This is a genomic window from Haloarcula sp. S1AR25-4, assembly GCF_031624555.1.
GTDB classification, from domain to species: domain Archaea; phylum Halobacteriota; class Halobacteria; order Halobacteriales; family Haloarculaceae; genus Haloarcula; species Haloarcula pellucida.
This window is the reverse complement of sequence record NZ_JAMQOR010000001.1, coordinates 1,080,321-1,103,379: the sequence shown is the minus strand read 5'-3', so window position 1 is coordinate 1,103,379 and position 23,059 is coordinate 1,080,321. Positions and strand designations below refer to the sequence as shown.

Genomic DNA, 23,059 nt, shown 5'->3' with positions numbered 1-23,059 from the left:
ACCGCTTTTGAAGCCTCTTTCGGGACGCTCCCGGCGGCGTCCGAACCACCGACGGCACACGCACCCGCCGTCCGTCGTCAGTCGTGTCTGAACGACCGCTGGCCGGTGAACACCATCGCGATGTCGTGTTCGTCGGCCGCCTCGATGACGCTCTCGTCGTTCTTCGACCCGCCGGGCTGGATGACCGCCTCGATGCCGGCCTCGGCGGCGTGTTCGATACCGTCCGGGAACGGGAAGAAGGCGTCCGAGGCCATCACGGCGCCCTCAGCGTCCTTGCCCTCGGCGTGTTCCTCGGCTTTCATCGCCGCGAGTCGGACGGCGTCGACGCGGGACACTTGCCCCATGCCGATGCCGACCGTCTCGGTGCCTTTCGCGAAGAGGATGCCGTTCGATTTCACGTGTTTGAGCGTGTGCCACGCGAACAGCATCGACGCGATCTGCTCGTCGGTCGGCTCCCGCTCGGTGACGACTTCGAGGTCCTCGGCCGTGAGGTGCTGGGTGTCTCGCTCCTGTACGAGGCGGCCGCCGACGAGGGGCTTCTCGGTCAGCGTGTCCGTGACCTCGAAGTTGTCAGTCACCTCGAGGACGCGGAGGTTCTCCTTCTGGCAGAGGACGTCGAGTGCCGCGTCGGTGTAGCCCGGCGCGACGACGACTTCCTTGAACGAGTCGATGATCTGTTCGGCGGTGGCGGCGTCACACTCGCGGTTGAGCGCGACGATGCCGCCGAACGCGCTCATCGGGTCCGTCGAGAGGGCCTTCTCGTAGGCGTCCGAAAGCGTATCGGCCGTCGCACAGCCCGCGGGGTTGGTGTGCTTGATGACGGCCGCCGCTGGCTCCTCGAACTCCTTGATGAGGTTCAGCGCGCCGTCGGCGTCGTTGTAGTTGTTGTACGACAGGCCCTTCGCGCCCTCGTTCAACTGGTCGGCGTGGACGACGCTGGCCTCCGAAACCGTCGTGTCGGCGTACAGCGCGGCGTCCTGATGGGGGTTCTCCCCGTAGCGGAGGTCGGCCGCCCGGTCGTCGGAGACCAACCGGCGTGCGGGGAAGGATCCGCCCTCGTCGCCCTCGACGTCGACGGTCCCGCTCTCCCAGTCGATATCGACGCGGCCCTCGGAGAACCACTTGACGACGCGGGGATAGGCCGTGAACTCGCCCTCGTAGAGGACGCGCTCTTTCAGGTCCTCCTCGTCGTCGCCCTCGAAGACCGGGATGGGTTCCTGCGTGACGATGGGGCCGCCGTCGACCGTCTCGTCGACGACGTGGACGGTACAGCCCGTCACCTTCACGCCCGCTTCGATGACCTGCTCGTGGGTGTCCTTCCCGGGGAAGTTCGGCAGGAGCGACGGGTGGACGTTCAGCGTCGTCGGCGCGCCCTCCAGGAACGTCTCGCTGAGGATTCGCATGTAGCCGTCCAGCGTCACGAGGTCGAAGTCGTACTCCGAGAGCGCGTCGAGGACGCGCTCTTCGTGGGCCTCGCGGGCCTCGTCGGCCTCGCGTTCGACGACTTCCGTCGGGATACCGCGTTCGGCGGCGGCCTCCAAAACAGGCGCGTCGGCGTCGTTCGTCAGCACGACGGCGAATTCCGCCCCGCCCGGGGCGCGGTCCGCGATGTTCATCAGGTTCCGGCCACGGTTGCTGGCCATACCGGCGAGTTTCATACCTGAGTGGCGGGTGGGGCCGTGCAAAGTAGTTGCGAAACGAACGCTGAGCGTATGAACACGACGGACACGGGCGTCGTTGTCACACGCACCGAGTCGGTGCCGTGTCGATGTTCCTTTGTAGCCGGCCCGTTCAGTCGCGGGTATGTCGAAGCTACGGTGTCAGCGGGCCGGAGCCGTCGCCGCGTTCGGTGGACTCCTGTGGGTCGGCTGGACCGTGGCACTGGGCGTCACCGGTCGCGAGAGGGACTGGATTCTGGTCGCCGTCTCGCTCTCGGCACTGGGCGTCGTCGCCGGCCACTACGCCGTCGAGAGCTTCCACGGTGCCCGGATGAAGCGACCCGGCACCGGCGGAGCGTGGCTGGGGGCGGCCGGCGGCGTCGTCTTCGCCGCCGGCCAACTGCTCCGGGCGCTCACCGGGGTCGGTGAGGTGGTCGTCGGACTGGGCGTCCTCGCGCTCGTCGGCGGATCGTTGCTTACGAGCGTCGGCCTCGTCAGGACCCGCGTCCAGCCGCCGTGGCTCGGCGTCTCGCTCGCCGTCGGGACCGTCGCGTTCCTCGGGTTCGACCTCTCGACGTGGGCGGCGCTCCCGTACGGACTGGCGTGGCTCGCGCTCGGACAGGACCTCTATCGATACGACCCGCCGGACGGCCGATTCGGGGACGCGAACGCGGATTACGGTTGGTTGGGGTAGCGAGGGGTGAGCAAAGCGCCCCCGTCGAAACGAGACGGCGACCAGTGGGTGCCCTAGCGAGGGCGCGACCGGCGGGAGCGCACTCGCTGTGCCGCCAGACCGTCGACGGCGCCAGTACTACCGCCGAAAGTCTGAGGTGGCTCCCTCGTGACGTGGCGCACGTGCCAGACCAAGACAGCGACCCGGTGGCGGCGGCGCTCTCCGGGTCGACCGACCTCTACGACGTCGCCGAGTGGGAACCGCGGTCCGCCCTCGACGGCTTCTCGGTCAGACTCTACGGGGCGTTGCACGCGTCCCGGCGCTGGCTCCTCATCGCGCTCGCCGTGCTCCTGTTCGTGGCCCAACTCGCGGCGACTGTCTTGCTCGCGATTCGCCGCCCGGAACTGGGCGTGCTGGCCGCGCTGTCGGTCGTCCCTGCGCTGGCCATCGTCGGCTACCTCTGGTACGGCGACCCGACGATGCGCGAACCGCTCGAACCGCTGGCCGTCACGTTCGTCCTCGCCATCCTCTTTGCCAGCATCGCCGCGCTGGTGAACACGCTGTTGCAACCGCTGTTCCAGTTCGTCCCCGTCGTCGGGATGGCGGTGTTCTTCTTCGTCGTCGTCGGCCCCATCGAGGAGACGGTGAAGTGGCTCGCCATTCGCGTCGGCGGGTACGGCACCATCGACGCCGTCGTCGACGGGGTGGTGTACGGCGCCGTCGCCGGCCTCGGCTTCGCGACCATCGAGAACGCGCTGTACATCTCGCAAGGGTACACGCAGGCGGCGTCGGCCCAGAACGGTGACCCAATCGTGGCGGCGCTCCAGACGGCGACCAGCAGAGCGTTCGTCGGCCCCGGCCACGTGCTGTACTCGTCGTTCGCGGGCTACTACCTCGGACTGGCGAAGTTCAACCCCGACGACGCCGGCCCCATCGTCGTCAAGGGCATCGTCGTCGCGGCGCTCATCCACGCCGTCTACAACACCTCGGTGACGTACCTCCCGGCACTCCTGCCGTGGAACACGGTCGTCTTCGTCGGCTTCGTCGTCGCCTTCGACGCTGCCGTCGGCTACCTGCTGTACCGGAAACTCCGGCGGTATCGGGACCACTACGAACGCGCGACGAACGCGTAGGCCGACGACGAGACGACACGCTTTTTCGGGCCTCCCTCGGAGAGTCGAACATGACCGAGAGAGGGCCACTATCCGCCGTGTCGCCGCTCGACGGGCGGTACGCCCGCTACACCGAACCGCTCGTCCCGTACGCAAGCGAGCGGGCGCTGATGCGCGCTCGCGTCGAAGTCGAAGTCGAGTACCTGCTGGCGCTCGCCGACCTCGATACGACGCCGCTCTCTATCGACACGGACCAGCGGTCGGCCCTGCGAGGGCTGTACGAGTCCTTCGACGACGAGGACGCAGACGTCGTCAAGCAACTGGAGACGGAGGGATACGGGGAGTACACCGCCACCAACCACGACGTGAAGGCCATCGAGTACTTCATCCGTCTGGGCATGCCCGAGGGCCTCGACGCCGACAACTGGATTCACTTCGGCCTGACCAGCGAGGACGTCAACAACCTCGCGCACCGTCTCCTCGTCAAGCCGGCCGCCGAGGAGGTGCTGGTGCCGGAACTGCGCGAGATTCGGGACACGCTCGTCGAGATGGCCCACGAGTACGGCGACGTGCCGATGCTGGCCCGAACGCACGGCCAGCCAGCGACCCCCACGACGTTCGGCAAGGAGATGGCCGTCTACGCCTCCCGTCTCGGGCAGGCTATCGCGCGGGTCGAACGCGCCGCCGACGACCTCGCCGGGAAACTCGCGGGCGCGTCGGGCACCTACGCCGCCCACCACGCGGCCTACCCCGACGTGGACTGGCCGGCCTTCGCCGAGTCGTTCGTCGGGTCGCTCGGGCTGGACCACGAACCGCTGACGACGCAGGTCAACCCGTGTGACGACCTCGAAGTGCTGTTCGACGCCTTGCGTGGCGCGAACAACGTCCTGCTCGACATGGACCTCGACATGTGGCTGTACGTCTCGGACCGCTATCTGGGACAGGAGACGGTCGAGGGCGAGACTGGGTCCTCGACGATGCCCCACAAGGTCAATCCGATAGACTTCGAGAACAGCGAGGGGAACCTCTCGAAGGCCAACTCCGACCTCGTCTTTTTGGGCGATTACGTCACCAACTCCCGCCTCCAGCGTGACCTCTCGGATTCGACGGTCAAGCGCAACATCGGCGCCGCCTTCGCCCACTGTCTCGTCGGCTACGGCAAGTGCCAGAACGGCCTCGCGAAGGTCGTCCCCAACGAGCAGGTGATGCGCGAGGAACTCGACGCCACCCCCGAAATCATCGGCGAGGCCGTCCAGACAATCCTCCGCCGCGAGGGACACGACGACGCCTACGAACAGGTAAAGAAGGCCACGCGCGGCCGTGAGGTGACTATCGAGGACTTCCGCGAGATGTTCGCGGACCTCGACGTGAGCGAGTCGGTGCGCGCGGAACTGGACGCACTGACGCCGGCGGGCTACACTGGTATCGCGTCGGACTTGGCAGACGACGTGTAGGGTGGCGTCGACCGCGGGACGGTCTCACGCCCGTTCGAGCGGGACGACCGAGACGTCGCCGTCGCTGTCGGCGGTCACCTCGTAGCCGCTGTACTCGAAGGTGACGCTGCCGGGCGCGTTACAGAAGATGGCGTCCAACGCGTCGCCGTCGATAGCGGGATAGAGCGTCTCCGAGAGGTCCGTCGGATCGACGCCCTCCGCCGCTGCGACGGCCATCACCACTCTGTTGCTCAACTGGTCGTCTGAACCCATACCGCCCGGTATCGACTGGTCCTTTGAATCTCTGGTGGCCGTAAGTATCCCTTACAGGGACAGTTTGGCGCTCACACGTCGCTCGCGAGAGCGCGTGGACGGGTGCGCTGCGATCGGAGGCGACGAGAGAACGGAACGCTCAGGTGTCGTCCCGCCTATCAGTCGGTAGATGGTTCTCGGTACCGACTCCCGCATCCTGACGCTGGCGTTCGCCCGGATGGCCGACGCGCTGGGCAACTCGTTTCTCATCATCGTCCTCCCCCTGTACATCGCCAGCGGGCAGGTCACGCTCGCGGGCATCGTCGGGACCGACCTGTTCGGGTTCGTCCTCCGTCAGGAGACGCTCATCGGTCTGGTCCTCTCGCTGTTTGGCCTGCTGAACTCCTTCGGCCAACCGATCACCGGTCGGCTCTCGGACCGAACCGGCCGTCGCCGGGCGTTCGTCCTCACGGGACTGGTCCTCTTCGCCGTCGGGAGCGCCGCCTACCCGTTCCTCACCTCGTACTGGTCGGTGCTGGCGGCCCGGGCGTTTCAGGGCGTCGGCGCGGCCTTTACCATCCCCGCGACGATCGCGTTGGTCAACGACTACGCCGAGAGCGACAGCGAACGCGGCGGGAACTTCGGCGTCTTCAACACGTTCCGGTTGATCGGCTTCGGGTTCGGGCCGATAATCGCGGGCGTCGTCATCACCGGTGGCCTCGGTGCCGAGGGCGTCGTCTCCTACGTCCTCGCCGGACTGACGTTCTCCGGGTTCACGGCCGCCTTCGCCGTCGCCGTCCTCGGGGCCGTGGTCAGTTTCGCGCTGGTGGCGCTGCTCATCGAGGACCCACCCGTCGCGGAGGACGCCGCGAGCAAGGACCTCTCTATCGCGGTGCTGGACCCCGACGGGAACGGACTGGACTCGGTGTTCGTCCTCGGCGTCGGCACGTTCATGATGGCGACGACCATCGCGCTGTTCGCGACGCTGGAGGGCCCGATCCGGATGCGACTCGACGAGTCGACGTTCATGTTCAGCGTCCAGTTCGCCGCCGTCGTCATCGCGAACGTCCTCCTGCAGGTGCCCATCGGCCGGGCGAGCGACCGATTCGGTCGCCGTCCGTTCGTCGTCGCCGGATTCGTCGTCCTCGTCCCGTCGGTCTACGCGCAGGGTCTCGTCACCGACCCGTGGCTGATGCTCGGCGCGCGGTTCGTACAGGGTATCGCCGTCGCCCTCGTGTTCGCGCCGTCGCTGGCGCTGGCCGGTGACCTCGCGGGGGCGCGCGGGTCGGGGACGACGCTGTCGGTGCTGACGATGGCCTTCGGCCTCGGCGTCGCCGTCGGCCCCCTCGCGTCCGGCGTGCTGTTCAACCTCGGAAGCTTCAGCACCCCCTTCACCGTCGGCGCGGCGATGGCCCTGTTCGCGCTCGGACTGACCTACTGGCAGGTCGAGGAGACGCTGTCTGTGGGCGAGGACTCCCCGCGACTCTCCCCGCAGGACTGACCGCGAGCGTTAAGCCGGCGACCGTCGTAGATCCTGACATGTTCGCAGACCGCACGGATGCCGGTGACCGACTCGCCGACGAACTCCGGCGGCAGGACGTCGAGGCGGACATCGTGCTGGCCATCCCCCGTGGCGGCCTCCCCGTCGCGCGTCCCGTCGCGGACGCACTCGACGTCCCGTTAGACGTCGTCGTCGCCCGCAAGGTGGGCGCGCCGGGGAACCCGGAACTGGCCGTCGCGGCCGTCGCCGACGACGGGACGACGTGGCGCAACGAGTCGCTCATCGGTTCGCTGGATCTGACGACCGACTACCTGGAGAGTCAGACCGAACACGAACAGCGCGCGGCCAAAGAGAAGTTCGACCGCTACCGCGCCGACCGGCCGCCGCTGGACCTCTCGGGCGAGCGCGTGCTGGTCGTCGACGACGGCCTCGCGACGGGCGCGACGATGCGGGCCTGCGTCGAACGGATCAAAGCGTCGGGAGCCGCGAGCGTCGTCGTCGCGGTGCCAGTGTCCTCGCCGGAGACGGCCGACGCCGTCGAACGCGTCACCGACGGCGTCGTCACGCTGGAGGAACCGCCGAACTTCAGCGCGGTCGGGCAGTTCTACCGCGACTTCTCACAGGTCACGGACGAGGAGGCGATGGCGCTGTTAGAGTAGTCGCTCGACCGTCTCACGCACCGCGCGCGCGGCGGTTCGCACGTCCGAGAGCCTGACGTACTCACGCTTCGAGTGCGCGACGGCGCCCACCTCGTCGGTGAGGACACCCGGCCCGAACACGACCGTCGGGGCCTGCTGAGCGAAGTAGGAGGCCTCCGTCGCCGCCTCGAACGGCCTGACCGTTCCGCCGCTGGCCTCTTGCAAGGTCCGGACCAGTTCCGCGTCGGGGTCCGTCGCGAACGCCTCCGGGAACGGCGTGTCGGGTCGGATGAGCGCCACGTCGAGATCCATCGCGTCGGGGAGCCACTGCCGGAGGTGTGCCTCCAGATCCGCACAGAACGCGTCGCTCGTCTCCGGCGGGACGCTCCGCCGGTCGAACGTGATGGTGCACTCGGCGGGGACCTGATTGGTCGCCTCGCCACCCTCAACCATCGACGGGGTGAGGATGGGGCGGCCCAGCGTCTCGTGGTCGTCCGGTCCTCGCGGTTCCCCGTCGTCACCGCTCGGGCCCTCCGAGGCGCTGCGCGCCTCGCGCTCGTCGTAACTCTCCATCGCCTGCAGAATCGGCGCAGCGGCACGAATCGCGTTCAGCCCGCTCCCCGGGTCGGCGGCGTGGGCGCTCTCGCCGTGGATAGTGACGGTGCCCTCGAACTGACCCTTCGCCGCCGTACACACGTCCAGTCCCGTCGGTTCGCCCACTATGTAGCCGTCGGCGTCGATAGTCTCGGCGAGGTGTGCGCCGCCGGTCTGTGTGGTCTCCTCGTCGATGGAGACGGCGAGCGTCACCGCGCCGTCGTCGGGGTCGACGGTGAGGAAGGCGTCCAGCAACGCCGCGAGCGGTCCCTTCGCGTCGCACGACCCGCGGCCACAGACCACGTCGCCCTCGCCCGCGTCCTCGCTCCCGTCGACTGCCTCGTCACCGGGCCGCTCCGTCCGTCGCTCGTAGGGAACGTGTGGCGGCACGGTGTCGATGTGGGTGTTGAAGACCAGATGCGTGTCGGCGCTCGCGGCGGCCTCGTGGTCGGCCGCGCCGCGCGTGGCGACGACGTTGCCGAGGTCGTCCACGCTCGCGGCCACGTCGGCCGCGTCGAGGGTTTCGAGCAGGACCGTCCGCATCTCGTCGACCGACTCGGTGGAGTCCGTCTCGACGGCCCGCCGGTGGAACTCCGCGAGGTCGAACGTCGCGCTCATCGCTCCAGACTCGTCACGTCGTCGAGCGTCTCTCGCTCCCGGACGATACGCGTCTCGCCGCCCTCCATGGCGACTTCCGCAGGTCGGGGTTGGGAGTGGAACTGGTTGGCCAGTTCGTAGCCGTACGCGCCGGCGTTGCCGATGGCGAGCAAGTCCTCACGCTCCGGGCGAGCGATTGGTCGGTCGGTACAGAACACGTCGGCGCTCGTACAGCACGGCCCGCCGACGGAGACGGGGTCGGCCTCGCGGTCCGGCGCGGTCACGTTCCGAATCGGGTGGTAGGACCCGAACATCGCCGGGCGGATGAGCGTCGCCAGCGAGGCGTCGACGCCGACGACGGTTGCTGCGGGCGTCTCCTTGACGGTGTTGACCTCGGTGAGGATGCATTCCGCGTCGGCGACGACGTAGCGGCCCGGTTCGAGTTTGATCTGGGCGTCCAGTTCCCCCACGGCGTCGCGGACCTTCTCACCGACGACCTGCATGTCGAGTGGCTCCTCGTCCTCGCGGTACGGGACGCCGAACCCGCCGCCGAAGTCGACGAACTCCAGCGGCGTGACTTCGGTCTCTATCTGCCGGCCCATGTCTGCGACCTTCCCGATGGCCCGACAGTGGTCGTCCAGGTCGTCGTGGAGGACGCCGCTCCCCGCGTGGGCGTGGATGCCGACGAGGTCGAACCGCTCGGCCACGTCTTCGGCCACCTCGGGTACCTGCTCGTACGGGATGCCGAACTTCGCGTCCTTCCCGGTCGCGACCTTCTCGTGGTGGCCCGTGCCGATACCGGGGTTGACGCGGATGGCGACGCGGCCGTCGTAGCCGCGTGCTTCGAGGCGGTCGAACGTGTCCCGGGCGCCGCCGGTGATGGTCAGGCCGGGGTGGTCTTCAGCGAGGGCGACGGCGTAGTCGAGGTCGCGGTCCGGCGGGTTGACCGCGGTGTACTGCAACGTATCCGGGTCCGCACCGGCGTCGATTGCACGCTGGAGTTCCCCCCACGCGGCGCACTCGATGTCGGCGCCGGTCTCCAGCAGTTTCGAGAGGACGGCGCGGCCGGTGTGGGCCTTCGCCGCGTACATCACGTGGGCGTCGGGGAACGCCGACGCGAACCGCTCGTAGTTCTCGGCGACGCGGTCCACGTCGAGCACGTACAGCGGCGTCCCGTGTTCGGCCGCGAGTCGACCGAGCCGGTCGTGGTCCCAGTCCGCGAGGCGGCGGACGGGCGGCGAGTCGTGACTCATTGGCCGTACAACGGCGACGGCGGCTAACAAGGGTTCCGCTTCGATAGCACCTCAGGGCATGCTCTCTGCGGTCTCGACACCCGCCCGCAGTCGGCCCCGAACGGTGGCGTAGGTCGCCCCGAGGAGGACGCCGTAGACGACGTGGGCGACGCCCACCGAGACGACGACGAGGAACGTCCCGAGCAACCCCGGAAGCGGCACCAGTGGCTCCGGGAACGACTGGACGCCCAGCGCTTGCATCGAGACGGGCAACAACACCCCCGTCGAGAGCAGCCCGATGGCGGCCGCGTAGACGACGCCGGCCGCGACGTACTCGGCCAGTTCAGTCGTCTGCTCGTCGACCAACGGATGCGAGACGAGGAGGCTGAACACCACGCCGGCGAGGACGCTGTTCAGCAGGTGGACGGCCCAGCCACCGACCACCGTCGGCCACCCGTAGAGCGCGCCCACGAACGGCATGAGGTTCGCACCGGCGTGGAAGACGATTCCCATTCCGACGCCGCCGACGAGTCCGCCAGCGGCGCCCGCACCCCACTCGTACCGGAGCGAGTGTGCGAGACGTGCGGTGCCGAGTCGCTCGCTCATACCGACCACTATGCGAGTTGGTAACAAATATACAACAGATAGTGTACGCCGGCGTCCGTGTGAGTAACGCGCGCTTACGCTCCGACACTCGATGGAGAGCGTGGTCTGTCTGCTCGCTACTACTCACGACTCCCTTTGGTCGCCGCTCGCAACCCGAGGGGGCGCTCTCCCCTGCTTAGTCTCTGAGCGCGTCCTCTCGCTCCGTCGCCTCCAGCGTCTCCTCCTCGACGTCGGTGGCGACGACGGCGGGCTTGTACGCGCCGCCGGGGATGAGGTCGTTCTCGCCGACCGAGGAGTCGACGAAGCGCTGGAACGCACGCCGCTCGGGCGGCAGTTCGCCGTAGATGACCTCGTCCTCGACGAGGTCGTAGACGGGGATGCGCGGGGTCAGGAGCGTGTTCTCGCCGACGACGCTCCCTTCGCCCACGACGAATCCGCTGGTCACGCGACAGCCGGCACCGAGCGAGACGTCGTCCTCGACGATGACCGGCGCGCTCTCGACCGGTTCGAGGACACCGCCGATGAGCGTGTTCGCGCCGAGTTTGACGTTCTCGCCGATCTGGGCACAGGAGCCGACGGTGTCACAGGAGTCGATGAGGGTGCCGTCGCCGACGTGTGCGCCGATGTTGACGAAGGAGGGCGACATCATGATGCAGTCCTCGCCGAGGTACGCGCCCCGGCGGATGGTCGTCCCGTCGGGCGTGTTCCGGGTGCCGCGCTCGCCGAGGTCACCGGTGTCTCGGAGGGGAAGGACGTCGTGGTACTTGACCCCGCCGTACTCTCGGCTGTGGGTCTTCCGGAACGCGAAGTTGAGCAGGATGCCCTGCTTGACCCACTCGTTTGCCTGCCACTCGCCGTCGACCTTCTCGGCGGCGCGGACGTCGCCGTTCTCCAGCGCGGTGAGGAACGCATCGAGCGTGTCCAGTTGCGGCGGTTCGACGTCCTCTACGGTGGCTCCCTGTTCGTACGCTGTCCAGAGGTCCCCGATGTTCTGTTCGAGGTCTTGTCCGAGCATCTTGGCCGTCGGTACCGCCTCCGGACGTATAGCGACCGGGGATTTCGACCGGTCACGGCGACGACACCTGCTGGGGAAACCGGCGTTCGAAAACCGCCGGTATCTCAGTCCGACCCTTCGCCCGGAACGTACCCGCAGTCCGGACAGAGTCCGACGCTGGTCGCTATCTCGAACTCGCCGGAACAGTGGGGACACTTCGACGCTGGCAATCGACCGCTGTGTTGCGTAGCCATACCTGTCGCTCCGGCGCCGCTTCGTATAAGGCTATGCGTTATATTGACCGAACTGTATTAGGGTGTCGAAGGGGCCTATGAGGCGTCGACGACCTCGCCGAACTCGTACTGTCCGGGGTCGCGGCCGACGAGCCACGTCGCCGCGTCCAGCGCGCCCGCCGCAAAGACGCCGCGGTCCTCGGCCCGGTGTGAGAGAGACAGCACTTCGTCGTTGCCCGCGAGGATGAGTTCGTGTTCGCCGCGGATGTCGCCCGCTCGACGAGCGAAGACGCCGATTTCGTCCTCGTCACGTGGCGCGTGGCCCTCTCGGCCGTAGACGGGGTCGACGTCCCGCTCTTCCTGAATCGTCGCGAGGATGCTGTTTGCCGTGCCCGACGGCGCGTCGACCTTGCCGTTGTGGTGGCTCTCCATGAGTTCGAGGTCGTAGTCGTCCAGCGCGCGGACGGCCTCGCCGACGAGTCGCTGGAGCACCTGAATCCCCTGCGAGAAGTTGCTCGCCTTCAGGAGCGGCACCTCCGCGCTGACGGCGGCGAGGTGGTCGAGGCCGTCCTCGTCGAACCCGGTAGTGCCGACGACCATCGCGACGCCCGTCTCGGCGCAGGCGTCGGCGACGGTCAGCGCGCCCTCGGGGGCCGCGAAGTCGACGACCACCTCGGCGTCGTACTCCCGGAGCGCGTCGGCCGCCTCGTCGGGGTGGACGACCGGGACGCCGTGGGCCCGTTCGACGTCGCTCGTGGCGAACCCGACGACGACCTCGACGTCGCGGTCGGCGGCCGTCTCGACGACGGCACCGCCCATCCGGCCGGTGAGGCCGTTGACGGCGACCCGCGTCATCGTTCTATCTCCGCGTACTCGTCTTCGAGGTCCTCGTCCTCGAGCACCGCGAGTACGTCACGCAGGTCGTCGAGGTGTTCCTCGGAGAGGCGCGTCAGCGGCGACCGGACGTTGGCGGGCCCATAGCCCCGGATGCGCATCGCCTCCTTGACCGGGATGGGGTTCGTCTCGACGAACAGCGTACGGAACAGCGGCCCCAGTTCGTGGTGGATGGCCCGAGCGCGTTCGTAATCCTCGGCCAGTGCCGCGCCGACCATCGCACAGGTCCGTTCGGGTTCGACGTTCGCGGAGACGGAGATACAGCCGTGACCACCGACAGCGAGGATGGGGAGGGTCATGCCGTCGTCGCCCGACAGCACCGTGAACTCCTCGTCGCGCGTGCGCTCGATGATCTCCGAGATCTGGTTCATATCGCCGCTGGCGGCCTTGAACGCGCGGATGTTCTCGTGGCTCGCCAGTTCGACGGCCGTGTCCGGTTCGATGTTGCGTCCGGTGCGCGAGGGAACGTTGTAGACGATTTGCGGGCAGTCGACCTCGTCGGCGATGGTCGTGTAGTGGTCGATAAGGCCCTGTTGTTCGGGCTTGTTGTAGTACGGCGAGATGAGCAAGAGAGCGTCCGCACCGGCGTCGGCGGCCCGCTGAGAGAGCGAGAGCGCCTCGCGGGTGTTGTTCGACCCGGTGCCGGCGATGACCGGTACGTCGTCGACGGCGTCGATGACGGCCTCGACGACCTCGACGTGTTCGTCGTGGGTCATCGTCGCGGACTCGCCGGTCGACCCGACCGGGACGAGGCCGTCGACGCCGGCCGCTTCGAGTCGCTGGGCGTCTGCTCGGAGTGTCTCGAAGTCGATACTGCGGTCCTCGTCGTCGTTGAACGGCGTACACATCGCGGGGTAGACGCCGTGGAAATCGATTGCTGTCATTGCTGAGTGCTGTGGTGTCGCTCTGGGATATGTGGTCCGGTTGCAGGCGGTGCGGGAGAAATCGACCCGTGACGGGGGTGCCACGCCCGCCGCGAGTCAGTAGTGGTGCGTGCGCTTACGTTTCGAGCGGACGCAGACGCCGCTGACGACCGGTCCGTCCGTGGCGTGAGAGCGGCGTCGCATGCTTGTGTGACAGACCGTGAGGGACTTAGCTGTTGTGTTCTTTCGTGTTCATCCGAAAACCTATCCGAGAGGGGCCGCCAAATCCAGTTATGACCGTATCACACCCGGGTCAGCGCGTCGCCGTCCTCGCCGACGCGCAGAACCTCTATCACACCGCCCGGAGTCTCTACACGCGGAACATCGACTACTCGGCCCTGCTGGAGGAGGCCGTCGACGGCCGGGAACTCACTCGCGCCATCGCCTACGTCATCCGTGCGGACTCCCCCGAGGAGGAGACGTTCTTCGAGGCGCTCGTCGACATCGGCTTCGAGACGCGCATCAAGGAGATAAAGACGTTCCAGGACGGGTCGAAGAAGGCCGACTGGGACGTGGGGATGAGTCTCGACGCCGTCACGCTGGCGAAACACAACGACGCCGTCGTCCTCTGTACCGGCGACGGCGACTTCGCTCGGGTCTGTCGCTACGTCCGTCACGAGGGCTGTCGCATCGAGGCGATGGGCTTCGAGGAGTCCTCTTCGGAGGACCTGAAAGACGCCGTCGACGGGTTCGTCGACCTGAGCGAGGACCCGGACCGGTTCCTGCTGTAGTGGTCACTCACGAGCAGTCGGTCTCGGCGAATATACGCTGTCGGGCTTAGACCGGGCGACCGTCTTCGGAGGTGCCAACGAGGAGCGCACCCGCCGCCAGCCCCAGCGCCGCGATGCCGGCGGCGACGGCCGGGATGGCGACGTCTATCGGTCCTGTCCCGAGGATGAGCGCCGTGCTGACAAACAGCAACAGCGCACCCAGTATCACTTTTCGGTTGTCGGTAGCCATTGTACCCCTCGCTTTGCGTTCATCCGGTATAAATTTCCCCAAAACCGACGGACGGGGGTGCGTTAGACAGTCACAAACACCACAGTATTACGGCCGCCTGTCAATATAGTGCCACGACAGTGGATCTGCCGCCGGACCGAAAGGGGGTTGGTGTCCCGGCCGTGAACACCGCCAATGAGCGAGAGCGAGTACCGTAGCCTCCGCCGCGGCGCAGACTACCAGTTCGGCCGCGGCGCGGGCCGGGCCCTGTTCCCGTCGGTCGACGCTATCGAGGTAACGCACACGAGTTCGGGCCGGCCGCGACAGGTCATCGCCGAGGACGGCCGTCTGGTCACCTACGGCACCGACGGCCGCTACACGCTGGGGCTTGCCGGCGGCCGCCGCCTGCACGCGCACTTCGAAGCGCCGCGTCATCGCGTCGTCGTCGGCGACGAGAGCGAACCGTTCGTCCGCGAGGGGCGCAACGCCTTCGCGAAGTTCGTCCAGCAGGCCGACCCCGACCTGCGTCCCGGCGACGAGGCGCTGGTCGTCCACGAGGACGGCGACTTGCTGGCCGTCGGGCGCGCGGAACTGCCGGGCCACGGGATGACCGACTTCGAGACGGGGATGGCCGTGAAGGTTCGCCGTGGTGCCGACGGCGACTGAACAAAGCACTTATTCGACCGCTCGGAACTGCGGAATATGCGCCGCCGTCAGGTCCTCACGGCCGCCGCCCTCTCCATCGCATCGCTCGCCGGGTGTACGGGTCCCGGTACGCCAGACGAAACGCCTACCGGCGACTCGACAGAGACCGACACGTCGTCGACAGAGACCGACACGGTGACGCCCGACCCCGACGACCCGATTCTGCTGGTCGTCAGTAACGGACGCGACGTCGAACAGACCGTCAGTGTGACACTCACGCGAGGTGAAACGACCTTACTCGACGAATCACCGACCGTCGAACCGGGCGGTCGTGCCGAGTTCGACACTGGCATCGCCGACCCCGGTGAGTACGAACTAGCGGTCGACGTCGAGGGCGACGAGAACAGGACGTTCCCAGTCACTATCGAGGCGTTCGACGTGCGCCACGGGTCGAATCACATCCTCGAACTGATGGCGGACAGGATGGTGTTGCTCGTCGAGGAGTGACTACCGATAGGCGTCCGCGAACACCTGTTCGCGCCGCAGCAGTTCCTCGACGCCGTGGTCCAGCAGACCCTCGCCGAGGCCGGTCGCGCGGTAGTAGGAGTACAGCCCCTCGCTGTCGGGTTCCTTGCGCTTGCGGTTCTCCACGAGGCCGACGTCGACCAGCGTGTCGAGGTGGTGGTGGAGCGTGTTTCCGGGCAGGTCCAGCGCCTCCCGAAGCTCTTTGGCGCTCATCGAGCCGTCGCGTTTCAGCCGATAGAGGATGCGAAAGCGCGTCTCGTTGCCGACGGCGCGTTGCATCGCCATGTACTCCTCGAACGTGAGGACGCCCCCCTCTGGCAGGAGGTCCGCCGGGTCGGCCGGCCCGGTCCCCTCCTCGGGTGTCTTGATGCCCATCTGTCTACCCGTAACTCGTGGCGCGACCGACATAACGGTTGTTGAGTCAGCCGACGCTGAGTAACGCCGTGTTTTATATACTCTCCGGGAGTGGCCCCGATATGCGCGCCCTCATCAAGTCCTCGCTCGGCGAGGTGGCCTACGGCGACTTCCTCGTCTACCTGATGGGTCCGTACACAACCTTCGACGTCGAGAAGTTGGTTCCCGACAGCGTCGACCCGGCGGCCGTCTCGCTCCCGGCCGCGAGGGCCGACGACGACGAACTCGACGAGATGATGGCGACGCTCCGCCGCGTGCAGGGTCGTCTCCGAGAGAACCCCGGCGTCAACGCCTTCCTCGCCGTCGACCCGGAGATACCGCTCTCGGAGATGGACGCCGCGAGCCAGAGCATCGCCTTCGCCCGGGCCAGCAACGCGACGCTGTTCGTCGTCCCGGGACTGGGCGACAAACTGGGCGTCGGGATGGAAGTCGGGTCGGTACTCGAAGACATGGACGACACCGACCGCGAACGGGTGCTGTTCGCCCACGAGGACGCCGTCTCCAGCGCGATGATTCGCAGTATCGGCCAGCGCTGGGACGCCAGAGTCGTCAGTTACGCCGACGAGGACGAACTGCTAGTCGCCGTCCGGCAGTTCGTCGCCGACCTGATGAACCGCGAACTGTACGGTGACCTACCCCGGAAGACGACGGACGACGGTGCGTGAGAGCGGACGGCCACACCGAGGCGTGGGCCGTTCGGTAGCTGTCTCATCGGTTGCCGTCCCGGTCGCGCGGCGCGCGACCGGCCTTTTTCGCCCACGTTTTTGGGTGGGGGTTGAGGACACGACGCGCCCGATGCCCCCGTCGAAAAAGGTGGGTCGCTAGCCTTTTTTATCCAGAACGCGCAGTCCGGAGTATGTTTGGAGGCGGCGGCGGGGGCATGAACCCTCGCAAGATGAAGCAGATGATGGAACAGATGGGCATCGACATGGACGACATCGATGCCGAAGAGGTAATCATCCGAACACCGGACGAGGAACTCGTCTTTACCGACGCGGAGGTCCAGTTGATGGAGGCGCAGGGCCAGAAGACGTATCAGGTCGTCGGCGATCCCGAGACCCGCGAACGGGGCGCCGGAAGCGACGACGTGGCCGGCGACAGCGAGACGGTCGAGAGCGGTGACGACGGAACCGCGGTCGACGCCGACGACGTCGAACTCGTCGCGATGCGAACGGGTGTGGACGAGGAGACGGCCCGCGAGGCCCTCGAAGACAACGACGGCGACCTCGCGGACGCCGTCGACCAACTGGAGTAACGTGTCCTACCTGTTCGTCCACGAGGACCGCGAGTACCTGCTGGACCCGGGCGAGCGCTTCGAATCGGACCTCGGCATTCTGGAGGTCCCCGAAGACGTCGAACCCGGCGACGTCGTGGAGACGCATCTGGGAACCGGCTTTACGGTCCGACGCCTCCGCGGCCCGGACCTGTTCAATCACCTCGAACGGACCGGCGCGCCGATGATGCCCCGCGACGTGGGCCTCGTCGTCGGCAAGACCGGCGTCGCCGCGGGCGACCGGGTCCTCGACGCGGGGACCGGGACCGGCATCCTCAGCGCGTACATGGGTCGACTGGGTGCCGACGTCGTGACCTACGAGATAGACCCCGAGTTCGCCGAGGTGGCCCGCGAGAACATGGCGGTGGCCGGCGTCGAGGACGCCGTCGAGGTCCGGACCGGCGACGTGACCGACGATCTCGACGACCTCTCGGGCTTCGACGTGGTGACGCTCGATACCGAGGACGCGCCGACCGTCGTCGAGCGAACGCCGACGTTGCTCGACCGCGGCGGGTCGCTCGCGGTGTACTCCCCGTTCGTCGAGAACACGCGCGAGGTCGTCGTTGCGGCCACCGAGGTGGGCCTCGACAACGTCGAGACCCTCGACACCATCCAGCGCGAGATGGACTTCGACGACCGAGGCTCGCGGCCGTCCACCGGTGGGGTCGGCCACACCGGCTATCTCACCTTTGCCCGTCGGCCCTGACATATCGGGCCTCCCCTCCCTGTCCCGGACTCGTTGGGCCGTGGTTTCAAGCCCCATTGACACGTACGTGTGGGTGTATGAGCGAAGCCGAGACTCCAGACGAGACGACGACGTGGCCCGAACTCGCCATCGGACTGTACGACCGGCTCACCGGCCGTAACGCCGAGATAACCTACGAGTTCGAGGACATGGAAGTCGACGTACCGAGCAAGACCGGCGACGACGCCGACTACGCACACTGGCGTGTCGACGGCACGCTGACTATTACTACCCGCGAGAACGAGTGACGACGACGACCGAGCGGCGGAACCACGAGCCAATCGAGACCGTTGCAGAGCTACTGGACGCGATAGAGGGCCGGCCGTCCCTCGGCGTCGAAGCGGACCTCGACGTCGAGGTGGACGGCTACGGGCTGACTGTCGTCGGCTACGACGACGTCGTCGCCGTCGACCTCCCGTCGCTCCCCGCCGCCCTCTCGCTGTGGCGTCGGCTCCCGGTCGATACGATGGACGTGGCGGCCGCGTTGGCCTCCGTTGGACTGACTGTCGAAGTGCAGACCCGTGGCGTCCCGGTCGCACGCATCGGAGCGGCCGCCGACCCGAGTCCCGTGGCTCGGCGTCTCGGACTCGGCCCCGTCGAACTCGTTCCGGAGGGGCCAGTACTGGCCGCCGTCACTCGACGGCGCGGATGAGCGAGAGCAGGTCGTCGCGGTACTCGCGGGGTCGGCGTCGGAGCCGTTCGGGCGGGTCCGACAGGCCGAGTAACTCGCCGATGGCATCGTCGGGATAGGCGCCGGCGGCGATGCGGAACCCGTCACCGTGCCAGACTCCGACCCATCCCGTTATCGACAGCGTCGCGTCGGTCTCGGGGAGCGGCATCGACGCCGTGTACGTCCGGAGCCTCGCCCGGGCACCGCTGTCGGTCCGAATCCGCTCCCGTCGACCGCGCTCGACGTCTTCGAAGCCGCGGTCACGCAGTTCGTCGGCGAACGTCGAGTTGGCCTCCGAACGGACTGTCGGGAGAATCATGGCCGGGCCGATACCCGGTGCCAGCGGGGGACGGAAGGTCAGCGCCGTCGCGAAGAAGAAGCGCCACTGGTGGTCGACGCCGGCGGCGGCCTCGGCCGCCGTACGCGTGCGCACGTCGTCGTACAGTTTCGTCGCGCCGACGACGCTGGCCGTCGGCAGTTTGAACACCGTCTCGACGCTCTCGTCTGTCAGTTCCCACCCCTCTTCGCGCAGGTGGTCTGCGGGAACGTCTGGAAACGAGGCGTCGTCGGACACGCTATCTCAGTGGTCGTCCTCGCGCCACTTGTGTTCACACTCGGTGCAGGTGAAAAACCGGGTCTCGGACTCGTCGGCGGCCCGAATCTGTTTCATCTCGTAGAAGGCCCGTTCGTTGCCACACTCCGGACAGCGGGCACCGGTCGTCGGCCCCATGTCCGCGGCGTCCACTTCCGAGGTGTCGACGATTTCCGACTCTTCTTGACCCTGCGTGGTGACGGCCATCTCCCGTTCGGCGTCGGCGTTGCGCGATTTCTCGTAGCCACAACTCTCACAGAGCCACACGTCGTCCTCTGTCTTCATCATCGAACCGCAGTCGTCGCAAAACTCCATTGTTGTCCTCCGTTAAGCAACGCGGGCGTGTTAAACGCCGGGGTTCGCGTCAGTCGTTGGTGACCCACGCCGGACACGGGTCCATGTCGTCCAACTGCTCGCTGTGGAACGTACAGTACGGCTGGATGTCGTCGCCGTCCATCACGTACTGGAAGTGCCGGCAGTTACCGCAGTAGTTGTCGGGTTCGCCGCGGTGGACGGCCGTCTCGGTGATGGGGTCCTGACCGGTGTGGGGCGTCGTCCCGCCGTCCGTGCTCGGGGCGGATTCTGGGCCGGCACTGGCGATATCCGGGTCGAGTTCGTGCTCCGACGGGCCGACGCTCGTGGACTGCTCGGCGTCGGTCTCGTCTGGTCGTCCGTTTGCGGACTGCCGGCCGGCGCTCTGTGGGCCGGTCGTGGACCCCGTCCCGCTTTGTGTACCCGACCCGGCAGGGGACCGAAGCACCTCGCTCTCGTCGCCGCCGTCACTGACTGTCCCGTGCCCCGCCTCGTGTCGGTTGGTCTGCGTCTCGACGCCGCCGTCCGGGTCCTCGCCGAAGAACCCGATGCCACCGAGGCCCGGAATCGAGCGAGCTTCCTCGACGAGTTTGATAGTCCCCTCCTCGGTAACTGCCATTCGAGCGGTGCCGCCCGGCGACTTCCGGGTGTTGAACGTCGCGAGTGCCACAAAGAGACACCAGAACGTCGTCAGGACGCCGGCGACGTAGACGATGCTGGTCCCGAGTGCCTGAAGCGGCGCGTTCGTCATCCAGTTGTAGGGGTAGATGTGCTGGAACACGGCGACGCCGAGCATGGAGACGCACGCGCCGAGAATCGCCGTCGCTCGAACGCGTCGACTCGCCGGCAGGACGGCGAAGACGCCGAGGACGACCACTGGGAGACCGATGCCTGCGAGGATGCCGGCGGCCTTCCGGGCGGCGTAGTCCCCGAGGCCGACCGTCGACCCCGCGTTCGTCGTCGCCAGCGCGATAGCGGCGACGAGTCCCGCGACCCCGGCGAGGAACAGCCCCGATCCGACGAGCTGCTGGCGACGTGACGCGACGCGGCCGACCTCCCCCTCGTAGACGTCCGTCAGACTGGTCATAGACGCCTCTAGGACGGCGTTCCTCAAAACTACCCGTCAGACGGGCGCATGACGTGCGCGCGAGCGACGCGTGGCGAACGGTGCCGACGGACCGCTCGCATTCCGAAAGCACTAATCGGGCCGGCGGGAACAGTTCGAGTATGAGCGACGACGATAGCGAGGAAGAGGCGCCGGCCGTCGAACTCGGCGAGGGGCCCGACGTCGAGGGGGCGCCGCTGGCCCGCGTCACCGCCCGACTCACGTGGGGCATCGAACACAGCACGGTCGTCGACCGAGAGGGGGACACCACCATCCGGACGCCCGACGGCCCACAGGAACTGGCCGTGGTCATGGAGGACGTCGACGTACCGTACTTCACCGACCGCCACGAGTTCGAGGCCGCGGTCCGTGAGGTCATCGGCACCGGTCCCGTCCCGACCGAGTAACTACGCCGACTCGTCGTCGGCACGCTGGTCTTCTGTGGGCGTCTCGTCCGTGTCTACCGTCGGGTCCGCCGGCGTCCCGACCACATCTTTCCGGTCGTCCCACTGATTGCTCGTCAGATACAGGGCGATACCGAAGACGACGACGACGGGGATCACCATCGCCAGCAGCAGGAGGAAGACGACGACCAGCCCGCCCAGTCCCGGACCCTGCAGTAGCAGGTACATAGCTGGGCGTAGCACGGGCGGGCTAAAACCGCTTTTGAGACGCTATCGCATGCTCTCTAGCGAGCGGACCGTATCCGAGATGAGCCACGCCGTCTCGACGTCGGGCGACTCGATGCTGAGTGCACAGAACGAGTCTCGGCCGTCGTCGACGGTGATGTGGTAGGCCTGACTCGTCAACTCCTCGGGCGGGGCGGTGTCTGCGGGCTGAGGGGACACAGTCGAACCTCACGGATTCGGACGGTTAAACCAGTCGATTCCGGCCGCAGCGGGCGTGAGAAGGGGACTCTCTGTCTCTTACTCGACACGCTCTGTCCCGTCGCCGTCGGCCACCTCGGACCGACCACGTCGCTTTCCGAACAGGTACGCGGCGGCGACGAGGCCGAGGGGGACGATCAAAAACGGCACCATCAGCAGGAGGATGATGATCAGTTCGGTAGTACCGGGCATGCCGGGGAACAACAGGAGTGGAGGGGACACACTGGGCAGTACCGTAGCGTCTGCATTAATCGTTGTCACTTCTGGGCGGTCAGAAGTCCGAGAGCTGTGACTGCAGGCCGGCGACGAGTTCGGACTTGCGGCGCAGTGCCCCCATACTGACCGGCAGACGGTCGCTCACGGCCGAGAGCGTCTCGCGGAACGACTGGCCGACGCCGGGTTCGCCGTCGAACGCGTTGCGGACCCCTTCACGGACCTGCCAGACGCCGACGGGCGCCCAGTAGTCGTCGGTGATCTCCCGGAGGACGAGACACTTCGCCTGTCGGCCGCGCTCCTGTAAGTGTTCGAGGACGCCGAGGCGGGCGGCGTAGTACGCGCCGGCCGTCTCCGCTACGTACCCCGTCCGACCCTCGTACCCCTCGTGAGCGCTCGACATGTAGTACCCCGTCCCGGGCCGGGGGTTCCAGACGCTCTCGGGTGCTTTCATCTCGACGAGTTCGAACTCCCAGCGGCCCGGCGCCAGCAGGACCCAGTAGCGGTTCCCCATGTACTCGTTGTACCAGACTTCGGGCTTGTCGATAGTGTCGCTGTTGCGCGTGGTCCCCCGGAGGTACTGGCCAACGGTGTCGTCGACTGCGGTGATGGACCACCGTGTCGGCACCAGCGACCGCTCGCTGGCCTGTCCGAGCGCCCCGGCCGAGAGGATAGTGTTGATGTCGTAGACGTCGAAACCGCGGCGGTAGAGGTACGTCATCGCGCCCTCGGCCTGCCAGTCGTCGTCCGAGAGCGTCTTCTCGACGGGCCGGGGGACGTGGGGGTTCTCCGCTAAGTCCGCGCCGGTCGCGTGGGCACGCGGCCCGGTCGGCGTCCCCACGTCGTCGAACTGCACGTCCAGTTCGGGCGTCCCGTCGAGTCCCACCTCGACGTCGACCGGATGGTCGGCGATGGCGACTTCGCGCTGGACGCCGACGAAGCCGTTCCACACGTCGTAGGCGCCGCCGGCGTCGCTCCCGCGGCGACCCCCCGTACTCACGGCGTCGACGGCGGTCGGTCGGGTCGAGTTGAGCATTCCCGTCCGTCGCTGGAGGACGTCCTCGATGCCGAGACCGGCGTCGTACCACTCGCTGCTCGTCGCGAACCCTTCGGCGGCGGCGTCCCGGTCGACGGGCGAGAGCAGGCCCGTCGAGACGTTCGGGTAGCCCGACCGGCCGACGAATATCTCGGGGGCCGTCGAACCAAAGAGCGAGTCGCCCTGTACCGTCTCCTGGAACTGCCGCTCGACGTCTTCGAGATGATCGGTGATGGCGTAGGACTTCTCCTCGGCGAGGCGACGCTTCTCGGCGGCCTCGTCACGTTCGAACCCCTCGATGAACTCGTCGAGCTGCATCTATCTGCGCTTTGCCCCTGTCGGGCATGAACCTGTCCCTGCCGA

32 protein-coding genes are annotated in these 23,059 nt (G+C 67.4%); 14 read left to right on the top strand and 18 right to left on the bottom strand.

The window, feature by feature from the left end:
• Nucleotides 1-77: 77 nt before the first annotated feature.
• Nucleotides 78-1,658 carry a bifunctional phosphoribosylaminoimidazolecarboxamide formyltransferase/IMP cyclohydrolase gene (purH, locus tag NDI85_RS05840; RefSeq protein WP_310915219.1) on the bottom strand — a complete coding sequence of 527 codons (1,581 nt, stop codon included), beginning with the start codon at nt 1,656-1,658 and terminating at the stop codon, nt 78-80.
• 145 nt (nt 1,659-1,803) lie between these two features.
• Here purH and NDI85_RS05835 point away from each other — a divergent pair, with 145 nt between their 5' ends.
• The 3 genes from NDI85_RS05835 to purB all read left to right on the top strand — a co-directional run bounded on the left by NDI85_RS05835 (nt 1,804) and on the right by purB (nt 4,897).
• A complete protein-coding gene (locus tag NDI85_RS05835) occupies nt 1,804-2,352 on the top strand; it encodes a hypothetical protein (RefSeq protein WP_188993806.1) in 549 nt (182 codons plus the stop codon).
• Nucleotides 2,353-2,513: 161 nt separating this feature from the next.
• Entirely contained in the window at nt 2,514-3,464 is a 951-nt protein-coding gene (locus tag NDI85_RS05830; protein ID WP_310915218.1) for a PrsW family intramembrane metalloprotease, read from the top strand.
• Nucleotides 3,465-3,514: 50 nt separating this feature from the next.
• On the top strand, nt 3,515-4,897 hold the full coding sequence (purB, locus tag NDI85_RS05825) for an adenylosuccinate lyase (protein ID WP_188993810.1): 1,383 nt from the start codon (nt 3,515-3,517) through the stop codon (nt 4,895-4,897).
• Between the two features lie 24 nt (nt 4,898-4,921).
• Here purB and NDI85_RS05820 read toward each other — a convergent pair whose 3' ends face one another.
• The gene (locus NDI85_RS05820) at nt 4,922-5,149 is read right to left on the bottom strand and encodes a HalOD1 output domain-containing protein (RefSeq protein ID WP_188993813.1); all 228 of its coding nucleotides are present in this window, start codon (nt 5,147-5,149) and stop codon (nt 4,922-4,924) included.
• A 169-nt stretch (nt 5,150-5,318) separates the two neighbouring features.
• Here NDI85_RS05820 and NDI85_RS05815 point away from each other — a divergent pair, with 169 nt between their 5' ends.
• Both NDI85_RS05815 and NDI85_RS05810 read left to right on the top strand, forming a co-directional pair.
• Nucleotides 5,319-6,629: an MFS transporter gene (locus NDI85_RS05815; protein ID WP_188993815.1), complete on the top strand. Its 1,311-nt coding sequence runs from the start codon at nt 5,319-5,321 to the stop codon at nt 6,627-6,629.
• Nucleotides 6,630-6,667: 38 nt separating this feature from the next.
• Complete coding sequence (locus NDI85_RS05810; RefSeq protein WP_310915217.1) at nt 6,668-7,288, top strand: phosphoribosyltransferase family protein; 621 nt, start codon at nt 6,668-6,670, stop codon at nt 7,286-7,288.
• Here the strand turns inward: NDI85_RS05810 and NDI85_RS05805 are convergent.
• From NDI85_RS05805 to dapA, 7 genes are all read right to left on the bottom strand, one after another.
• The gene (locus NDI85_RS05805; protein WP_310915216.1) at nt 7,280-8,479 is read right to left on the bottom strand and encodes a M20 family metallopeptidase; all 1,200 of its coding nucleotides are present in this window, start codon (nt 8,477-8,479) and stop codon (nt 7,280-7,282) included. The two genes, NDI85_RS05810 and NDI85_RS05805, sit on opposite strands and share 9 nt — an antisense overlap.
• Complete coding sequence (gene lysA, locus NDI85_RS05800; RefSeq protein WP_310915215.1) at nt 8,476-9,711, bottom strand: diaminopimelate decarboxylase; 1,236 nt, start codon at nt 9,709-9,711, stop codon at nt 8,476-8,478. The genes NDI85_RS05805 and lysA overlap by 4 nt, the downstream gene beginning before the upstream one ends.
• A 51-nt stretch (nt 9,712-9,762) precedes the next feature.
• Complete coding sequence (locus NDI85_RS05795) at nt 9,763-10,296, bottom strand: hypothetical protein (protein ID WP_229783060.1); 534 nt, start codon at nt 10,294-10,296, stop codon at nt 9,763-9,765.
• A 175-nt stretch (nt 10,297-10,471) separates the two neighbouring features.
• The gene (locus NDI85_RS05790; protein ID WP_188993823.1) at nt 10,472-11,311 is read right to left on the bottom strand and encodes a 2,3,4,5-tetrahydropyridine-2,6-dicarboxylate N-succinyltransferase; all 840 of its coding nucleotides are present in this window, start codon (nt 11,309-11,311) and stop codon (nt 10,472-10,474) included.
• A 104-nt stretch (nt 11,312-11,415) separates the two neighbouring features.
• Nucleotides 11,416-11,544, bottom strand: coding sequence for a hypothetical protein (locus tag NDI85_RS05785; RefSeq protein ID WP_255491975.1), 129 nt, complete (start codon nt 11,542-11,544; stop codon nt 11,416-11,418).
• Between the two features lie 75 nt (nt 11,545-11,619).
• On the bottom strand, nt 11,620-12,378 hold the full coding sequence (gene dapB, locus NDI85_RS05780) for a 4-hydroxy-tetrahydrodipicolinate reductase (RefSeq protein WP_188993825.1): 759 nt from the start codon (nt 12,376-12,378) through the stop codon (nt 11,620-11,622).
• Nucleotides 12,375-13,301 carry a 4-hydroxy-tetrahydrodipicolinate synthase gene (gene dapA / locus NDI85_RS05775; RefSeq protein ID WP_188993827.1) on the bottom strand — a complete coding sequence of 309 codons (927 nt, stop codon included), beginning with the start codon at nt 13,299-13,301 and terminating at the stop codon, nt 12,375-12,377. Before dapA ends, dapB begins: the two co-directional genes overlap by 4 nt.
• 272 nt (nt 13,302-13,573) lie before the next feature.
• Between dapA and NDI85_RS05770 the strand changes: the two genes are divergently transcribed.
• Entirely contained in the window at nt 13,574-14,071 is a 498-nt protein-coding gene (locus NDI85_RS05770) for an NYN domain-containing protein (protein ID WP_188993829.1), read from the top strand.
• 46 nt (nt 14,072-14,117) lie between these two features.
• Here NDI85_RS05770 and NDI85_RS05765 read toward each other — a convergent pair whose 3' ends face one another.
• Complete coding sequence (locus NDI85_RS05765) at nt 14,118-14,300, bottom strand: hypothetical protein (RefSeq protein ID WP_310915214.1); 183 nt, start codon at nt 14,298-14,300, stop codon at nt 14,118-14,120.
• Nucleotides 14,301-14,474: 174 nt separating this feature from the next.
• Between NDI85_RS05765 and NDI85_RS05760 the strand changes: the two genes are divergently transcribed.
• Nucleotides 14,475-14,945 (top strand): PUA domain-containing protein, encoded by a 471-nt coding sequence (locus NDI85_RS05760; RefSeq protein WP_310915213.1) that lies wholly within the window; start codon nt 14,475-14,477, stop codon nt 14,943-14,945.
• A gap of 36 nt (nt 14,946-14,981) precedes the next feature.
• Nucleotides 14,982-15,431, top strand: a complete 450-nt coding sequence (locus NDI85_RS05755) for a hypothetical protein (RefSeq protein ID WP_310915212.1) — start codon at nt 14,982-14,984, stop codon at nt 15,429-15,431.
• Here NDI85_RS05755 and NDI85_RS05750 read toward each other — a convergent pair whose 3' ends face one another.
• Nucleotides 15,432-15,824, bottom strand: a complete 393-nt coding sequence (locus NDI85_RS05750; RefSeq protein ID WP_188993836.1) for a transcriptional regulator — start codon at nt 15,822-15,824, stop codon at nt 15,432-15,434. It lies immediately after the preceding gene.
• Nucleotides 15,825-15,925: 101 nt separating this feature from the next.
• On the opposite strand from NDI85_RS05750, the gene NDI85_RS05745 reads away from it, so the two are divergent.
• From NDI85_RS05745 to NDI85_RS05725, 5 genes are all read left to right on the top strand, one after another.
• Complete coding sequence (locus NDI85_RS05745; protein ID WP_310915211.1) at nt 15,926-16,528, top strand: hypothetical protein; 603 nt, start codon at nt 15,926-15,928, stop codon at nt 16,526-16,528.
• 191 nt (nt 16,529-16,719) lie between these two features.
• Nucleotides 16,720-17,118 (top strand): nascent polypeptide-associated complex protein, encoded by a 399-nt coding sequence (locus NDI85_RS05740; RefSeq protein WP_310915210.1) that lies wholly within the window; start codon nt 16,720-16,722, stop codon nt 17,116-17,118.
• A 1-nt stretch (nt 17,119) separates the two neighbouring features.
• Nucleotides 17,120-17,842 carry a methyltransferase domain-containing protein gene (locus NDI85_RS05735; protein ID WP_310915209.1) on the top strand — a complete coding sequence of 241 codons (723 nt, stop codon included), beginning with the start codon at nt 17,120-17,122 and terminating at the stop codon, nt 17,840-17,842.
• A gap of 77 nt (nt 17,843-17,919) precedes the next feature.
• Nucleotides 17,920-18,129, top strand: a complete 210-nt coding sequence (locus tag NDI85_RS05730) for a hypothetical protein (protein ID WP_188993841.1) — start codon at nt 17,920-17,922, stop codon at nt 18,127-18,129.
• Nucleotides 18,126-18,533 (top strand): hypothetical protein, encoded by a 408-nt coding sequence (locus tag NDI85_RS05725; RefSeq protein WP_310915208.1) that lies wholly within the window; start codon nt 18,126-18,128, stop codon nt 18,531-18,533. Before NDI85_RS05730 ends, NDI85_RS05725 begins: the two co-directional genes overlap by 4 nt.
• Here NDI85_RS05725 and NDI85_RS05720 read toward each other — a convergent pair.
• From NDI85_RS05720 to NDI85_RS05710, 3 genes are read right to left on the bottom strand one after another with little or no spacing between them, the layout of a single operon-like run.
• Nucleotides 18,514-19,125 carry a hypothetical protein gene (locus NDI85_RS05720; RefSeq protein WP_310915207.1) on the bottom strand — a complete coding sequence of 204 codons (612 nt, stop codon included), beginning with the start codon at nt 19,123-19,125 and terminating at the stop codon, nt 18,514-18,516. The genes NDI85_RS05725 and NDI85_RS05720 overlap by 20 nt on opposite strands.
• 6 nt (nt 19,126-19,131) lie before the next feature.
• Nucleotides 19,132-19,458 carry a transcription factor S gene (locus NDI85_RS05715; RefSeq protein WP_188993845.1) on the bottom strand — a complete coding sequence of 109 codons (327 nt, stop codon included), beginning with the start codon at nt 19,456-19,458 and terminating at the stop codon, nt 19,132-19,134.
• Between the two features lie 49 nt (nt 19,459-19,507).
• Complete coding sequence (locus NDI85_RS05710) at nt 19,508-20,542, bottom strand: hypothetical protein (RefSeq protein ID WP_188993847.1); 1,035 nt, start codon at nt 20,540-20,542, stop codon at nt 19,508-19,510.
• A 140-nt stretch (nt 20,543-20,682) separates the two neighbouring features.
• Here NDI85_RS05710 and NDI85_RS05705 point away from each other — a divergent pair, with 140 nt between their 5' ends.
• Nucleotides 20,683-20,967, top strand: coding sequence for a DUF5789 family protein (locus NDI85_RS05705; RefSeq protein ID WP_166968822.1), 285 nt, complete (start codon nt 20,683-20,685; stop codon nt 20,965-20,967).
• On the opposite strand, the gene NDI85_RS05700 is transcribed toward NDI85_RS05705, so the two are convergent.
• The 4 genes from NDI85_RS05700 to nreA all read right to left on the bottom strand — a co-directional run bounded on the left by NDI85_RS05700 (nt 20,968) and on the right by nreA (nt 23,014).
• Nucleotides 20,968-21,192: a hypothetical protein gene (locus tag NDI85_RS05700; protein WP_310915206.1), complete on the bottom strand. Its 225-nt coding sequence runs from the start codon at nt 21,190-21,192 to the stop codon at nt 20,968-20,970.
• Nucleotides 21,193-21,234: 42 nt separating this feature from the next.
• Nucleotides 21,235-21,408, bottom strand: coding sequence for a hypothetical protein (locus tag NDI85_RS05695; protein WP_188993851.1), 174 nt, complete (start codon nt 21,406-21,408; stop codon nt 21,235-21,237).
• 78 nt (nt 21,409-21,486) lie between these two features.
• A complete protein-coding gene (locus NDI85_RS05690) occupies nt 21,487-21,669 on the bottom strand; it encodes a hypothetical protein (protein ID WP_188995715.1) in 183 nt (60 codons plus the stop codon).
• 49 nt (nt 21,670-21,718) lie between these two features.
• Nucleotides 21,719-23,014: a DNA repair protein NreA gene (gene nreA / locus NDI85_RS05685; RefSeq protein WP_188993853.1), complete on the bottom strand. Its 1,296-nt coding sequence runs from the start codon at nt 23,012-23,014 to the stop codon at nt 21,719-21,721.
• Nucleotides 23,015-23,059 lie beyond the last annotated feature (45 nt).

What these genes read in the sequence shown, in the direction of transcription:
- purH (WP_310915219.1), bottom strand. Translation starts at nt 1,658, where the DNA reads ATGAAACTCGCCGGTATGGCCAGCAACCGTGGCCGGAACCTGATGAAC.
- NDI85_RS05835 (WP_188993806.1), top strand. Translation starts at nt 1,804, where the DNA reads ATGTCGAAGCTACGGTGTCAGCGGGCCGGAGCCGTCGCCGCGTTCGGT.
- purB (WP_188993810.1), top strand. Translation starts at nt 3,515, where the DNA reads ATGACCGAGAGAGGGCCACTATCCGCCGTGTCGCCGCTCGACGGGCGG.
- NDI85_RS05820 (WP_188993813.1), bottom strand. Translation starts at nt 5,149, where the DNA reads ATGGGTTCAGACGACCAGTTGAGCAACAGAGTGGTGATGGCCGTCGCA.
- NDI85_RS05815 (WP_188993815.1), top strand. Translation starts at nt 5,319, where the DNA reads ATGGTTCTCGGTACCGACTCCCGCATCCTGACGCTGGCGTTCGCCCGG.
- NDI85_RS05810 (WP_310915217.1), top strand. Translation starts at nt 6,668, where the DNA reads ATGTTCGCAGACCGCACGGATGCCGGTGACCGACTCGCCGACGAACTC.
- NDI85_RS05805 (WP_310915216.1), bottom strand. Translation starts at nt 8,479, where the DNA reads ATGAGCGCGACGTTCGACCTCGCGGAGTTCCACCGGCGGGCCGTCGAG.
- lysA (WP_310915215.1), bottom strand. Translation starts at nt 9,711, where the DNA reads ATGAGTCACGACTCGCCGCCCGTCCGCCGCCTCGCGGACTGGGACCAC.
- NDI85_RS05795 (WP_229783060.1), bottom strand. Translation starts at nt 10,296, where the DNA reads ATGAGCGAGCGACTCGGCACCGCACGTCTCGCACACTCGCTCCGGTAC.
- NDI85_RS05790 (WP_188993823.1), bottom strand. Translation starts at nt 11,311, where the DNA reads ATGCTCGGACAAGACCTCGAACAGAACATCGGGGACCTCTGGACAGCG.
- NDI85_RS05785 (WP_255491975.1), bottom strand. Translation starts at nt 11,544, where the DNA reads ATGGCTACGCAACACAGCGGTCGATTGCCAGCGTCGAAGTGTCCCCAC.
- dapB (WP_188993825.1), bottom strand. Translation starts at nt 12,378, where the DNA reads ATGACGCGGGTCGCCGTCAACGGCCTCACCGGCCGGATGGGCGGTGCC.
- dapA (WP_188993827.1), bottom strand. Translation starts at nt 13,301, where the DNA reads ATGACAGCAATCGATTTCCACGGCGTCTACCCCGCGATGTGTACGCCG.
- NDI85_RS05770 (WP_188993829.1), top strand. Translation starts at nt 13,574, where the DNA reads ATGACCGTATCACACCCGGGTCAGCGCGTCGCCGTCCTCGCCGACGCG.
- NDI85_RS05765 (WP_310915214.1), bottom strand. Translation starts at nt 14,300, where the DNA reads ATGGCTACCGACAACCGAAAAGTGATACTGGGTGCGCTGTTGCTGTTT.
- NDI85_RS05760 (WP_310915213.1), top strand. Translation starts at nt 14,475, where the DNA reads ATGAGCGAGAGCGAGTACCGTAGCCTCCGCCGCGGCGCAGACTACCAG.
- NDI85_RS05755 (WP_310915212.1), top strand. Translation starts at nt 14,982, where the DNA reads ATGCGCCGCCGTCAGGTCCTCACGGCCGCCGCCCTCTCCATCGCATCG.
- NDI85_RS05750 (WP_188993836.1), bottom strand. Translation starts at nt 15,824, where the DNA reads ATGGGCATCAAGACACCCGAGGAGGGGACCGGGCCGGCCGACCCGGCG.
- NDI85_RS05745 (WP_310915211.1), top strand. Translation starts at nt 15,926, where the DNA reads ATGCGCGCCCTCATCAAGTCCTCGCTCGGCGAGGTGGCCTACGGCGAC.
- NDI85_RS05740 (WP_310915210.1), top strand. Translation starts at nt 16,720, where the DNA reads ATGTTTGGAGGCGGCGGCGGGGGCATGAACCCTCGCAAGATGAAGCAG.
- NDI85_RS05730 (WP_188993841.1), top strand. Translation starts at nt 17,920, where the DNA reads ATGAGCGAAGCCGAGACTCCAGACGAGACGACGACGTGGCCCGAACTC.
- NDI85_RS05715 (WP_188993845.1), bottom strand. Translation starts at nt 19,458, where the DNA reads ATGGAGTTTTGCGACGACTGCGGTTCGATGATGAAGACAGAGGACGAC.
- NDI85_RS05710 (WP_188993847.1), bottom strand. Translation starts at nt 20,542, where the DNA reads ATGACCAGTCTGACGGACGTCTACGAGGGGGAGGTCGGCCGCGTCGCG.
- NDI85_RS05705 (WP_166968822.1), top strand. Translation starts at nt 20,683, where the DNA reads ATGAGCGACGACGATAGCGAGGAAGAGGCGCCGGCCGTCGAACTCGGC.
- NDI85_RS05700 (WP_310915206.1), bottom strand. Translation starts at nt 21,192, where the DNA reads ATGTACCTGCTACTGCAGGGTCCGGGACTGGGCGGGCTGGTCGTCGTC.
- nreA (WP_188993853.1), bottom strand. Translation starts at nt 23,014, where the DNA reads ATGCAGCTCGACGAGTTCATCGAGGGGTTCGAACGTGACGAGGCCGCC.